Source organism: Stenotrophomonas sp. YJH_SMC_33 (genome assembly GCF_059372295.1).
Genome location: NZ_JCAFVJ010000002.1, coordinates 543073 through 555440 on the forward strand (window position 1 = coordinate 543073; position 12368 = coordinate 555440).

General features: G+C 64.1%; 10 protein-coding genes, 5 tRNA genes and 1 pseudogene. 12 read left to right on the forward strand and 4 right to left on the reverse strand.

Translation table 11 applies throughout. From position 1 onward, the window contains the following. The first annotated feature begins 4 nt into the window (after nucleotides 1-4). The gene (pgsA, locus tag AC5P9W_RS06350; RefSeq protein ID WP_021203601.1) at nucleotides 5-631 is read left to right on the forward strand and encodes a CDP-diacylglycerol--glycerol-3-phosphate 3-phosphatidyltransferase; all 627 of its coding nucleotides are present in this window, start codon (nucleotides 5-7) and stop codon (nucleotides 629-631) included. Between the two features lie 236 nt (nucleotides 632-867). Further along, a tRNA-Gly gene (locus AC5P9W_RS06355) sits at nucleotides 868-943 on the forward strand. 67 nt (nucleotides 944-1010) lie between these two features. Here the strand turns inward: AC5P9W_RS06355 and AC5P9W_RS06360 are convergent. Then, complete coding sequence (locus tag AC5P9W_RS06360; RefSeq protein ID WP_288040161.1) at nucleotides 1011-1787, reverse strand: hypothetical protein; 777 nt, start codon at nucleotides 1785-1787, stop codon at nucleotides 1011-1013. Between the two features lie 294 nt (nucleotides 1788-2081). Between AC5P9W_RS06360 and AC5P9W_RS06365 the strand changes: the two are divergent. From AC5P9W_RS06365 to AC5P9W_RS06390, 6 genes and pseudogenes are all read left to right on the forward strand, one after another. After that, nucleotides 2082-3187: pseudogene (locus AC5P9W_RS06365) on the forward strand (NAD(P)/FAD-dependent oxidoreductase). A gap of 117 nt (nucleotides 3188-3304) precedes the next feature. Next, a tRNA-Gly gene (locus tag AC5P9W_RS06370) sits at nucleotides 3305-3380 on the forward strand. Between the two features lie 360 nt (nucleotides 3381-3740). Beyond that, nucleotides 3741-5204: an efflux transporter outer membrane subunit gene (locus AC5P9W_RS06375; protein ID WP_495218968.1), complete on the forward strand. Its 1464-nt coding sequence runs from the start codon at nucleotides 3741-3743 to the stop codon at nucleotides 5202-5204. Beyond that, nucleotides 5201-6340, forward strand: a complete 1140-nt coding sequence (locus tag AC5P9W_RS06380; RefSeq protein WP_495218970.1) for an ABC transporter permease — start codon at nucleotides 5201-5203, stop codon at nucleotides 6338-6340. The genes AC5P9W_RS06375 and AC5P9W_RS06380 overlap by 4 nt, the downstream gene beginning before the upstream one ends. A 10-nt stretch (nucleotides 6341-6350) precedes the next feature. Further along, complete coding sequence (locus AC5P9W_RS06385) at nucleotides 6351-7079, forward strand: ABC transporter ATP-binding protein (protein ID WP_111097912.1); 729 nt, start codon at nucleotides 6351-6353, stop codon at nucleotides 7077-7079. Then, the gene (locus AC5P9W_RS06390) at nucleotides 7076-7996 is read left to right on the forward strand and encodes an RND family efflux transporter (protein ID WP_197575632.1); all 921 of its coding nucleotides are present in this window, start codon (nucleotides 7076-7078) and stop codon (nucleotides 7994-7996) included. The genes AC5P9W_RS06385 and AC5P9W_RS06390 overlap by 4 nt, the downstream gene beginning before the upstream one ends. 6 nt (nucleotides 7997-8002) lie before the next feature. Here AC5P9W_RS06390 and AC5P9W_RS06395 read toward each other — a convergent pair whose 3' ends face one another. The 3 genes from AC5P9W_RS06395 to AC5P9W_RS06405 all read right to left on the reverse strand — a co-directional run bounded on the left by AC5P9W_RS06395 (nucleotide 8003) and on the right by AC5P9W_RS06405 (nucleotide 10742). Continuing rightward, complete coding sequence (locus tag AC5P9W_RS06395; protein ID WP_229301604.1) at nucleotides 8003-8254, reverse strand: hypothetical protein; 252 nt, start codon at nucleotides 8252-8254, stop codon at nucleotides 8003-8005. A gap of 192 nt (nucleotides 8255-8446) precedes the next feature. Continuing rightward, nucleotides 8447-10153 carry a hypothetical protein gene (locus AC5P9W_RS06400; protein ID WP_197575633.1) on the reverse strand — a complete coding sequence of 569 codons (1707 nt, stop codon included), beginning with the start codon at nucleotides 10151-10153 and terminating at the stop codon, nucleotides 8447-8449. A 115-nt stretch (nucleotides 10154-10268) separates the two neighbouring features. Next, nucleotides 10269-10742, reverse strand: coding sequence for a hypothetical protein (locus AC5P9W_RS06405; RefSeq protein WP_111102019.1), 474 nt, complete (start codon nucleotides 10740-10742; stop codon nucleotides 10269-10271). Between the two features lie 133 nt (nucleotides 10743-10875). Between AC5P9W_RS06405 and AC5P9W_RS06410 the strand changes: the two genes are divergently transcribed. From AC5P9W_RS06410 to AC5P9W_RS06425, 4 genes are all read left to right on the forward strand, one after another. Further along, a tRNA-Gly gene (locus AC5P9W_RS06410) sits at nucleotides 10876-10951 on the forward strand. Between the two features lie 142 nt (nucleotides 10952-11093). Then, nucleotides 11094-11169, forward strand: a tRNA-Gly gene (locus AC5P9W_RS06415). A gap of 66 nt (nucleotides 11170-11235) precedes the next feature. Beyond that, nucleotides 11236-11309 (forward strand) — tRNA-Cys (locus AC5P9W_RS06420). 122 nt (nucleotides 11310-11431) lie between these two features. Further along, on the forward strand, nucleotides 11432-12346 hold the full coding sequence (locus AC5P9W_RS06425) for an ADP-ribosylglycohydrolase family protein (RefSeq protein ID WP_111097915.1): 915 nt from the start codon (nucleotides 11432-11434) through the stop codon (nucleotides 12344-12346). Nucleotides 12347-12368: the final 22 nt, after the last annotated feature.

Consider the following 12368-nt stretch of genomic DNA (forward strand, 5'->3'; position numbering starts at 1 on the left):
AAGCATGAAGTTGACCCTGCCCACCTGGCTGACGTTGTTGCGGATCGTGATGATCCCGGTGCTGGTGCTGGTGTTCTACCTGCCCTACACCTGGACCAACTTCGCTTCGGCGGCGATCTTCGGCCTGGCCGCGATCACCGACTGGCTCGATGGCTGGATCGCCCGCCGTTACCAGCTGGAGTCGGCCTTCGGCGCCTTCCTCGATCCGGTCGCGGACAAGCTGATGGTGGCAGTGGCGCTGTTCCTGATCGTGCAGGGCCATCCGACGCCGTGGATGGCATTCTGGGCGGCGGTCATCGTCGGCCGCGAGATTGCAGTATCGGCGCTGCGCGAGTGGATGGCCGAGCTGGGCCAGCGCGCCAAGGTGCGCGTGGCGATGATCGGCAAGATCAAGACCACCGCGCAGATGGTCGCGCTGCTGTGCCTGCTGTATTCGGTGGCCCCCAACGTGCCGGTGGAAGACATCTGGATGGGCTGGCCGGTGTTCCATATCGGCGACTGGACCTTGGCGATTGCCGCGGTGCTGACCCTGTGGTCGGGCCTGCAGTACCTGCATGCCGCCTGGCCGAGCCTGCGCGAAGACGAGCGCGCCGCACGCGAGCGCTCGCGGCAGAAGAAGCTGGGCAACTGAGCCTGGGGTCGGATCCCTTTCCGCAGGAAAGGGCTCTGACCCCACGGTTGCTGCCATCCACGCATGGCGTGGATCCACTGGAAATGCTGCATCCACGAAGGACGTGGATCCATCGGTTTGCGGGGATGCTGTAATGGATCCACGCCATGCGTGGATACGCGGTGCAAGGCGCCTCGCAGACTCTGGAAAAAAGCGCTTGACGCCATCCTTGGAATAGGTAGAATTTCGCCTCCCAAGCGGGAATAGCTCAGTTGGTAGAGCGCAACCTTGCCAAGGTTGAGGTCGCGAGTTCGAGTCTCGTTTCCCGCTCCAGATTCAAGAAAAACGCTCCCGCAAGGGGGCGTTTTTCGTTCTGGTTTGAATCTGTCGTCTCAACGTTCTAGATCGCCGCAAGGATCTGATCGATGTGACCAGCGGCGTCAGCATCGCGATCGTCCAGCCTCAAGTGCGCCTCGGTCGCGATGAACTTGCTGATCAGCCCAAAGCAGGCTTCGCCAAGTCGCGCTCTCCACAGTGAGAGAAAATCGAATCGAACAGTGAATGCCTGCACGTCGTTAAACACGTACACGGGCGCATCGTCAATTCCATCCATCAACGAAGCAACGTAACGATCCTGCTCGGACTCCGAATGGGTCCAGGCTGCATGCCAATCCACGCAGGGCGGCTCGCGTTGCAGGCCAAGCGGTTCTATCGCGGCGATCGCATCAACGAGCTCCGCTGTAATCGGATTGCATAGAGCCTCGCTTTCCAGCCAGAAGAGGTAGCTGGCGATGGACGTGATCGTATCGCATGCGCGGATCGTTGCTGCTCCGGGAGTTGGTAGTGCTTGAATTACAAGTGCAACGTGGTTCTGTAATCGGACGGAGGCGCCAAGCGAGCGAAGATCGTCGAAGAATGCATTATGAGTGCTTCCTATCCTTGCTTCGCTGAAGCTGGCGTAGAGGTAGTAGTTGTCTCCTCCATCGACCAGCTGGCTCACTGTCCGCTGTGCTGCAAGCCGCGCAGCTTCAGCATCGCTTCTCGGAAATGTTGAAAGGAGCACCTCCCTGAAACAGTCGGTGGCCAGCAGAAACACGATTTGATCGACTGGAATCGCCATCGTTGAATGCGTGAGAAAGGGGCATGCACCATCAGGCTTTGATGTGGCGCGGTCCATGCAATGTTTCCGAAATGGAAGCAGTGGCATGGTATTCCTGCCGGAGCTGGCCGCTGGTTTGGGTGACGGTGCCACTCATACATTACGCAGTCAGCTGCTTCAACCGCTACCTTGCCAAGGTTGGGACGGTAAATTCGAGTCTCGTTTCCCGCTCCAGATTCAAGAAAAACGCTCCCGCAAGGGGGCGTTTTTCGTTTGCGTATTCCGCGCTTCATTCCCACTTCACCGCCACTCCTTCGGCTCGTCACGCGGCAGTTCGAAGCTGCATCTCCGATTCTCCACGGCGATGCCAAAATGCCTCACACTTCCCCCGCCTACGACCACGACGTCGTCATCGTCGGCGCCAGTTTCGCCGATGCCGCCTGCGCACTGGCTGCCGCCCAGTACGGTCTGCGCGTCTGCGTGCTGGAACGCAAGGCCGACCCCGGCGAGCGCCTGCACACCACCGGCATCGTGGTGAAAGAGGCGATGGAGCAGACCTGGCTGGGGCGCATGCCCGAGCACCTCGTGCAACGCGTCGCAAACGTGCGCCTGTATGCGCCGAACCTGCGCAGCGTGTTGCTGGCCGCGCCGGGCTATTACTTCCTCACCACCGATACGCCGAACGTGATGCGTTGGCTGGCCAGCGAACTGCGCGCGAACGGTGTCGACCTGCGCCTGCAGCAGTCCTTCACCGACGCTCGTCGCTGTGGTGACGGCTGGCAGGTGGAAGGGGCAGGGCGCTGCGCCTATCTGGTCGGTGCTGATGGCGCACGCTCACGCGTGGCCCAGCGCACCGGCCTTGGCCAGGTGCGCGACACCCTCTACGGCGTCGAGCGCGAGTTCGCCGGCCTGCAGGTGGCGCAGGGCAATGCGCTGCATTGCTTTGTCAGCAAGCGCTACGCGCCGGGTTATATCGGCTGGGTCGCGCAGAATCCGACCGGCCTGCAGGTCGGATTGGCGCTGCGTCATGACCCGCAACAGGTACGGCCGCCGGATATCGACGGCTTCCTCGACCACGTGCGCGATGGGGTCGGCATTCCGCCTTCGGCGCGTCCCTCGGGCACTCGCGCAGGGCTGGTGCCCTGCGGCCGGCCGGATGGGCCGATCACCGGCCAGCGCGTGATCCTGACCGGCGACGCGGCGGGCATCGTCTCGCCGCTGTCCGCCGGGGGCATCCACTCTTCGTGGCGGCACGGCTGGGCGGTCGGTGAGGCGATTGCCCGCCATCTGCGTGGCAAGGGCCAGAAGCGGAACGGGTGGCGCGTCAGGTCGCCCCGGCGTTCCATGGCAAGCGCGTGCTGCGCTGGGCGATGGATCATCTGCAGGCCGATTGGCCGCTCGATGTACTGCTGCATACAGCGGTCATGCGCCGCATTGCCGAACAGGTCTACTTCCATCGCCGCGGGCTGCGCACGTGAAGGGAGCAGGCAGGGGCGCCTGAACGCCACCCCCTCACTTCTCGTGAAAATTCCTGTTGACGCCGTGCAGCAATCCCGACACAATAGCGCTCCTTCGACGCAGGTCGAACGAAATCTGCGGGAATAGCTCAGTTGGTAGAGCGCAACCTTGCCAAGGTTGAGGTCGCGAGTTCGAGTCTCGTTTCCCGCTCCAGATTCAAGAAGAACGCTCCCGAAAGGGGGCGTTTGTCGTTTGTCGGGCCGGATGCGCCCATGGGTCGCCAGCAAGCGTTCGAGGCCGGTGGAGCGGTCAGCGCGACCACGATGCACCGACAGCCACCGCCGTGATCGAAGCGATTGGCTGCCAGCGGCGAGGATGTTCACGCGTGCGGCACGTCGAGCCGGGGAGACGTCGCAATGTGCAATGCGCCGTGAAAAGCATCCAGTGTTCTGTACCGGGAACGCGTTGAAAGCGCAGTGAAAGACTGGGGCAGCGCTGCCTGAACCGCACGCGTGTGGTGACCGTTTTCGGACCAATTCTCCATGTTCGCTCCACAATCGCACGGTAGCCTTCATGCTCCTTCTACACGTTGGCGGGCTGGTGGTCAGGCGTATCACTTCAGTGGCAGTGCCCAGGACCGGGCGCGGACTCTCCCTGCAGGCAGTGCTGCGCCCGGGCGCGCTGCTGACCAGCCTGGCGCTTGCAGGTTGCATGTCGGTGCCGGCTCCGGACCTGCCTGATCGCACACCCAGCACCTGGACCCAGGTGCCGCAGGGCCAGGGCGTAGCGGTGGATGCCAGGCAGTGGTGGAAGGTGCTGGCCGACCCGGCGCTGGACGGCCTGGTCGACCAGGCCATCGCCGGCAACCTTGATCTGCAGCAGGCCACGTTGCGCCTGCAGGCGGTGCGCATCGTCGCCAGCGCCTCCAACGCGCGCTTCCTGCCGGAAATCACCGCCAGCGCCAAGCAGGTACAGGACGCTGCCGCTGTCGACACCTACTTCCATGCCGGCATCGAAGCGATCTGGGACCTGGGCCTGTTCGGTGCCGCCGAGAGCGCGCAGTTGAGCGCTCAGGCCTCGGCCGGCAACGCCATGGCCCTGCGCAATGCAGCGCAGGTGGCGGTGATCGCCGATGTGGTACGCAGCTATCTCGACCTGACCGTGGCGCAGGCCCAGCAGGATCTGCTGGTCCGACAGCAGGCCGTGGACGAGCGCGGCGAACAGCTGGCGCTGGTCCGTCAGCGGCTGCGTCTGGATGAGCCGGGCGAGCTGGAACGGCTGCGCGCGCGGCAGGCGGCCACCCGTGCGGCCATCGCGCAGGCGCGGGAAAACGCCGACAACGCCGCCCGTGCGCTGGCGCTGCTGCTGGGGCGTGACGGGCCGGATCCCGCCTGGCGTGCATACCGCGCGCCGCCGAAGCTCGGTGCATTCTCACTGCAGCAGGTCCCGGCTGACCTGCTGCGCCACCGCCCGCAGATCCTGCTGGCCGAATCGGAAGTGATGCAGGCCGCCGCCAGCAAGGGCGCGGCGCGCGCTGCGATGTATCCGCGGATCAGCCTGGGTGGCTCGATCCTGTACGCCTACAACCTCACCCAGAACGCCCGTTCCAATTCCGACTCCAGTCCGTCGATCGGCCCGTACATCGATATTCCGCTGTGGGACTGGGGCCAGCGTCGCGCGCGCTTCCATGCCGATGAGAAGCAACTGGACGCCGCATTACTCGGCTACCGCAAGGCCGTGCTGGAAGGCGTGAGCGAAGTGGAAGCTGCACTGGGCAGCCTGGCGCGGCAGGACAGCAGCATCCAGTCGCTGCGCGCGGCCAACGATGCCGCCGGGCAGCAGGTCAAGCGCCAGGCGCGGCAGGTGCAGCTGGGCCTGTCCAGCGAGTTCGATGGGCTGGATACGCAGCGTGCCGCATTGGCCTCGCAGGCCGACCTGATCGGTGCTCAGGGGGCGCGCGTGCTGGCCTTTGCGTCGCTGTACCGCGCCCTCGGCGGTGCACCGCTGCCGGTCGAGGCTGAGGGCGAACAGCAATGATCGCGCTGGCCCGCAAGACCCTGGCCTATGAGTGGCGCCGGTTCCTGCCGGTGGTGCTGGCGATGTGTTTCGCCGGCGTGCTGCTGATCGTGCAGGCGGCACTGGTGCTGGGCATCTTCGGTACCGCTGCGATCTACGTGAAGGCATCCTCGGCCGATATCTGGGCCGGTTTCCCCGGCACCCAGAGCGTCAACTACGGCCATGCGATCAGCGCCGACGTCGAAAGCCACCTGCGCATGGACCCGGATGTCACCCGCGTCGAACCCTACGAGTGGGTCGACGGCGAATGGCGGTCCGGCGCGCAGGGCACCGGCAATGTGTCGGTGTACCTGTCCGGCATCTCCACCCGGGACGACGGGATGATGTTCGCGCGCATCCTCCCTGCGAACCTGCGCGCGCAGCTTCGCGAGCCGGGTGCGGTGATCGTCGACAGCGCCGATCCGGATACGCTGGGCGTGGACCTGCAGAACAACCGTGCCTGGATCAATGGCAAGGCGGTGCGCGTGGTCGCTGCACAACCGGGCCTGCGGGGCCTTGGTGGTGTCAACGTACTGGCCTCGCTGGACACCGCGCGCGCCATCGCCGGCACCGACCCACACGCGGGAAGCACCTATTTCGTGGCGGGCCTGCGCTCGCCGGACCTGGCCGACCGCGTGCGTGACCGCCTGGCCGCGTCGATGGGCCAGGCCACACCGGTCGAGTTCTGGACCGCGCCGGCGTTCGCCAGCCGTTCGCAGCAATACTGGCTGTTCGACACCGGCGCCGGCATCGCGGTGCTGTTCATGGCCGTCATCGTCTGCTTCGTCGGTGCGGTGATCACCAACCAGTCGTTCGCCTCGGTAGTGGCAGGTTCGGTGCGCGAGTACGCCACGCTCAATGCACTCGGTGCAGGCCGCTATGCGCTGGCACGGGTGGTGTTCGAGCAGGCATTGCTGATCGGTGGCGTGGGCATGCTGCTGGCGGCGGCGTTCAGCACGGTGGTGCTGTTGATCGCGCAGACCCAGCGCGTACCGGTGCAGCTGACGCCGATGGTGATCCTGGGCTGCGTGGCGCTGGTCGCGGTGATGGCCATGCTGTCGAGCATCATGGCGGTGCGCAGTGTGGTCCGCTCCGATCCATCGTTGCTGCTGCGTTGAGGACCGGCCGATGACTTCCACACGCGCCATCGCCCCGACCCTGCAGGCCGACGCATTGGAAAAAGGCTTCATGTCCGGTGATGTGCAGGTGCCGGTGCTGCGTGGCCTGTCGCTGGACATCTATCCCGGCGAGCTGACCTTGGTATCCGGCCCGTCCGGCTGCGGCAAGAGCACGCTGCTGTCGCTGCTGTCCGGCCTGGCCGCACCCGATGGCGGTCGCGTGCACGCGCTGGGCCAGGACGTGGGCCACATGACCCGCAGTGAAGTGGAGCGTTTCCGCCTGCACCATGTCGGCTTCGTGTTCCAGGGCTTCAACCTGTTCCCGGCACTGACCGCGCTGGAGCAGGTGCAGCTGCCACTGGGCTACCGCGGCATGCGCAATCGCGAAAGCGAGCCGCTGGCCCGCCAGGCGCTGGAAGAAGTCGGCCTCAGCCACCGCAGCCACATGCGCCCGGCGCAGCTGTCCGGTGGCGAGAAACAGCGCGTGGCGGTTGCCCGCGCGTTTGCCAAGTCGCCAACCTTGATCTTCGCAGACGAACCCACCAGCGCGCTGGATGCCGAGAACGGCCAGCGCGTGATCGACATCCTGCATCGCTACGCACGTGCGCATGGTGCCACCGTGCTGTGCGTGAGCCACGATCCGCGCCTGATCCGGCATGCCGATCGGGTGATCGCCATGGAAGACGGCATGGTCCGTGATGACCGCCGCCAGAACGAAACCGTAGAGTCCGCCCCATGACCAAGACGTCGCATCTGCTTCCCCTCAGCCTGGCCCTGTCCGCGGCACTGCTGCTCGGCGCTTGTTCCAGGGAAGCGCCCACCGCTGCATCGGCCCCCTCAGGCAAGGAGGGTACTGCCGCCGCCGGCAAGGTCGCCGTGGCGCGGGGCATCATTGACGTCGAAGGTGGCCTGATCGCGCTGGCACCGCCGGTGGATGGCTCGATCATCGCCGCACCGGTGAAGGAAGGCGCCACGGTGAAGAAGGGGCAGCTGCTGCTGTCGCTGGATGGTGCCCTGCTGCAGCAGGAGGTGGCGATGGCCAGCGCCGATCTGGCCTTGGCCAATGACCGCCTGAAGGGCAGCCAGGCGCAGCTGCGCGAACTGGAGCGCAACGCCACTCGCCTGTCCACGGGCGCCAGCGAAGGCGTGTCCTCGAACCAGCAGGCCGATGCAGCCAAACAGCAGCTGGCCGGCGTGCGCGCCGATGTCGACGTGGCCGGTGCGCAGGTCGACATGGCGCAGCACAAGCTGGAGCACGCGAAGCTGAAACTGCAGCAGATGTCGTTGAGCGCGCCGGAAGCCGGCACCGTGGTCGGCCAGGTGCCGGGCGTCGGTGCCTTCGTGCAGGCGGGCAAGCCGGCGATCTCGTTGCTGCCGGCGCGCCCGCTGCAGGTGCGCGCCGAACTGAGCGCCGCCTACGCCGATGCGGTGCAGGTAGGCATGAAAGCGGCGGTGGTACCGGACAGTGATGGTGCCGAGAACACCGACACGCTGCCGACCGCACGCGTGGTACGCATCAGCCCGGTGTTCGCGCAGGCACGCCTGCCTGAAGATGCAGGGCGTGGCGTGGCCAAGGTGGTGGAGTGTGTGCTGGAGTTCGATGGCGAGGCCAAGGCACGCTTCGGCCAGCATGTGCGGGTAGAGTTCCGGAAGTAGGTCCGGTCAGCCGTTGAGCCAGCGGCGTAGGCGCGGGCAGGCGGAGGCCGCGACCACGACCAGTAGTGCCACAAGAAGAAAGGCGGCAACGGCGAGCACCCAGTTCAAATGCACATCGCGCACGGGTGATTGGTGCCTGGCGGTCACGCCCCAAAGTACTGTCCAGCCCAGCCAGGGAAAGGCACAGACAAACATCCGCAGCCACAGGCGGTGAAACCGCCATGGCTGCACGATCAGGCCCAGGACAACAATCTCCACCAGAATGATCAGCGCGAAGGTGAAGACTGAATCTGTGGGGTAAGGCAGTGTCCCGGGCTCGATGTGACACAGTTGCCAGTAGTCTGGCTTGAAGCCGGCATGGATGAGTGCGAAGGCCAGCAGCAGCCATATAACGGATGCGGATAGCTAGAAGGCCTGGACTGCCGTCGGTTTCTGAAAGAACTCTGGCATCTACTCGGGCAGGTATCCCTGCTGCTTCCAGAAGTTCACCGCGAACGCATGATCTTTTGCGAAGTAGGGTGTTCTTCCTTTCAGTAGGCCTGAATTTGTGCCGCGCATTTCCCTTGCGCCACGCTTGAAAAGTTGTAGTGCGTCGGCCAGCGCCTCCCCTCCGACAGGATCTATCTGAACCGGCGAGTCTTCAGTGCGCAGGTCTGCCTTGTAACGAATGTGAACGCGCTCCCGTCCATCCATGCAGGTCTCAACGTAGTAGTAGTAGCTTTCGGTGACGCTGCTACCGTCGGTCTGTTGAAGTTCCCGTGAAAGTCGGAGCATGGGCCCCTCGCCGCCGGGCCCGCGTTTCTCTTGGCGAAACGCCGCATGACAGTGACCCACCCACAATCCGCAACGGTCACCATCGCCACAGTCGTCGTATGGCTGACAGATCGGAAGCGCCAGTAGACCGCGTATCTCGGCCGCTGAAATTGTCTCCGCAGACCTTTTTCGGTTCGATGCGCCTTCCTCAAGAAATCGCCACCCGCCGAGGATGAGTGCGATGAAGGGTGGCTGGATGTCATGTGACTCAACCTCGTCCCATTCGCGCTGATCCTGTCCAGCATCGCTGCAGATGTACTTCAGTAGGCTCCAGCCAGATCCAGCACCTCCTATGTAAGAGGCCGTGGTGCTGGCGGTTGCATCGGTGCGCCACATTACCAGGCGTGCAGCGATGTTCTTCGAAGGATCTTCCATCTGCACGGTGTATACGCGGGCGTCGGCGTCGGCGTCGGCGGTGCCAGCACTTGCTAGAAGTGCGATGCCGCTGCGGTGGAATTCATAGGTCCGGGTATCCATGGGAAGCATGTCTTCTCCACAAATGCGTAGCAGGCTTTCTGCACTGACAGTGGCGTCGCTAAACAGGTTCATTGTGCATAGCATCGGGTCTCGCGCTGACAGACCCTCCGCACGGATGACGCTCTTCCCGGCAGTGAGCCTTTGCAGCATGGCTCCCGCGTCCAATGACCAGAAGCTGTCCGGACCCTCGGATTCGCGTAACAGACAATCGGGTTCGATGATCTGCTCAATTCCGTCGTCAATGATGGCTTCGTCGTCCATCCTGCGAATGCAGTGAACCGAGCCATCGAATTGCATGGAGTAGTCGGTCTGAATGAGAAGCGCTGCCTGGGTGTTCCCGACCACGTGCAGTTCCCCGTGGTTGTAGTCGCCCCAGAACAGCTCGCGGACCAGTAGGTTGCCGCCTACGCGGATTTCCTGTCCGCCGACGATGGCATTGGTTGTCGTCAGGTCGCCCGAGACAAGCAATCCGCATGCGCCGTCGGTTTCAAGGCTGTGAACATGGCGTGCTATCTCTGCATTGCCGCGAACCAAGATGAAACGGATGTACGCACCAAGATCTTCTTCCCGCCACGGGGCCAGCGGGTCGTCCAGGTCCAGCGTGTCGAGCTTGAGGTCGCCATCAACCAAGAGAACCAACTCATCGGGATCGCCCCAGACGTAGTGCTCTGGTGCGTATGTTGAGTCCTGCGGTACCTCATCCTTGATGTCGGCGTATCGGACGACCTGAAAGGGGCAGGCTGCGGAAAGTCGCGTGGCAAGTTCCAAGGGCGTAATCGGGCGGTCTCCAGCCATTGCTGGCAACGCTGCGTCAAGCGGATCCGCGTCGTCGGGGAGCTGTGATGCCCGCTGGCTCGACTGCTGCATGATTTATCCCGGTTTGGCAGAGGCATATGCAGAGCAGCGGCAGTGAAAGTATTGCCGGCGCTGTGGGCCTCGGGTCAGGTACTGTCCTTCGCCGGTCCGCTGCGGGTCCATGCAACTATTCTGAAATGCGTAGGCCATCTCTGCGCGTCTTCTCCCTGCGGCAGCCATGCGGTGAGCTTATGAACGCCCGCCATGCGCTCACCGCCGACACCCCGCACAGCGCCAGCAGCAATCCCACGTCCAGCAGCAGCAACCACAGCAGGTGCATGCCTTGTACCGGCGGCTGGTGCATCGCCGACAGCATCCACGGCACCGACCACAGCACCAGCAGGGCGAAGGCGATCAGCAGGCGCAGCCACAGGCGTTTCAGTTTCCAAGGCCGCACGATCAACGCGGCCACCACCAGCTCAACCGTTCCCAGCAGCGCGAACAGGATGACGGTGCTGGTCGGGTAGGGCAGCTCAGCGCCTTCCAGGTGGTGCAGCAGCCAGTAGTCCGGGGTGAAACCGGCATTGACCAGCGCGGCGATCAGCGCCAGCCAGGTCAGCGCGACCAGCAACCAGAACAGGCGGACGTAGCGTCTCGGCATCGGCGGTGTCCGTGCTTGGGCGGGGCAGCGTACCCCAGCGCGGACGCCCGTGACCGCATGATGTGAAGACTGTTGACGGCGTGAAGGAATTTGGACACAATGGCGCTCCTTCGACGCAGGTCGAACGGAATCTGCGGGAATAGCTCAGTTGGTAGAGCGCAACCTTGCCAAGGTTGAGGTCGCGAGTTCGAGTCTCGTTTCCCGCTCCAGATTCTACAGGGCCCCGGTAGGGGCCTTGTTTTTCTCCCGCCACGGCAAGGCGGGGCACGTTGGGCCACAAGGCTTTACGCGCAGTCAGAAAGGTGAAATCGCTGGTGTGTTTTCCGGATTTCCGGTAGCATGTCGGCTTACGCGGGAATAGCTCAGTTGGTAGAGCGCAACCTTGCCAAGGTTGAGGTCGCGAGTTCGAGTCTCGTTTCCCGCTCCATGTTCCGACAGGCCCCATCTTGGGGTTTTGTCTTGTCAGGGCTGCGTTCCTGGCGTGAAGTACGTTGGCCTCATGGCAGAGTGGCTATGCACCGGATTGCAAATCCGTTTACAGCGGTTCGATTCCGCTTGAGGCCTCCAATTGAAAAGCCCTGACTCCGGTCAGGGCTTTTTTGTTTGGCTGCAATCGATTCCCCGCTCGCGCGATCGCCACCCGACCTGGCGGTCAGTCATGGCGGATGCGGTGGCGCTACACTCGCGTGATGAACCAGATTGATCACTTCCGCGGGGCTTTGCTCGGCCTCGCGTGCGGCGATGCCGTCGGTACCACGCTGGAATTCAAGCCCCGTGGCAGCTTCACCCCGATTACCGATATGGTGGGTGGTGGGCCGTTCCACCTGCAGCCGGGGCAATGGACTGACGATACCTCCATGGCGATGTGCCTGGCCGAGAGCCTGGCGCGCTGCGACACCTTCGACCCGCGCGATCAGATGAACCGCTACGCCAACTGGTACCGGCACGGTTACTGGAGTGCGACCGGCGAGTGCTTCGATATCGGTATGGCAACGCGAGCTGCGGTCGACCGGTTCCTGCAGGACGGCCATCCGCTGGCGGGGAGTAACGACCCACGCAGCGCTGGCAATGGCTCGATCATGCGTTTGGCGCCGGTAGCATTGCGCTACGCCGGGACTCCCGATCTGCAGGCCATGGCCGAGCTGAGTTCGCGGACGACGCACGCTGCGCAGGAGTGCCTGGAGGCGTGCCGCTTGCTGGCGGTCGCGCTGGAGCGGGCGTTGGCAGGTGGCACCCGTGACGGGGTGCTGGATCTCAGCAATGTCCCCGTCGAGAGCGCGCGGCTGCAGCAGATCGCGGCGGGCGGCTACCGCGGTGCCGCGCGTGAGCAGATCCGTGGCAATGGTTATGTTGTTGACAGTCTGGAAGCAGCACTCTGGTGCTTTGATCGCCACGACACCTTTGAAGCCGTCGTACTCGAGGCGGCCAACCTTGGTGAGGATGCCGACACCACGGCCGCCATCGCCGGGCAGCTGGCGGGCGCATTCCATGGCGCGCGCGGAATCCCCGGGCGGTGGTTGCAGCGGCTGGCCCTGCGTGCCGAAATCCAGGCGCTGGCCGATGCGCTGCACGCCTTGAACCAGGGCAGCGACCGCGCTGCGTGAGTCGGGTTCCCTGCCTGTGAAC

Coding starts and splice junctions, on each gene's coding strand:
- pgsA (WP_021203601.1), top strand. CDS start 5: ATGAAGTTGACCCTGCCCACCTGGCTGACGTTGTTGCGGATCGTGATG.
- AC5P9W_RS06360 (WP_288040161.1), bottom strand. CDS start 1,787: ATGGACCGCGCCACATCAAAGCCTGATGGTGCATGCCCCTTTCTCACG.
- AC5P9W_RS06375 (WP_495218968.1), top strand. CDS start 3,741: ATGCTCCTTCTACACGTTGGCGGGCTGGTGGTCAGGCGTATCACTTCA.
- AC5P9W_RS06380 (WP_495218970.1), top strand. CDS start 5,201: ATGATCGCGCTGGCCCGCAAGACCCTGGCCTATGAGTGGCGCCGGTTC.
- AC5P9W_RS06385 (WP_111097912.1), top strand. CDS start 6,351: ATGACTTCCACACGCGCCATCGCCCCGACCCTGCAGGCCGACGCATTG.
- AC5P9W_RS06390 (WP_197575632.1), top strand. CDS start 7,076: ATGACCAAGACGTCGCATCTGCTTCCCCTCAGCCTGGCCCTGTCCGCG.
- AC5P9W_RS06400 (WP_197575633.1), bottom strand. CDS start 10,153: ATGCAGCAGTCGAGCCAGCGGGCATCACAGCTCCCCGACGACGCGGAT.
- AC5P9W_RS06405 (WP_111102019.1), bottom strand. CDS start 10,742: ATGCCGAGACGCTACGTCCGCCTGTTCTGGTTGCTGGTCGCGCTGACC.
- AC5P9W_RS06425 (WP_111097915.1), top strand. CDS start 11,432: ATGAACCAGATTGATCACTTCCGCGGGGCTTTGCTCGGCCTCGCGTGC.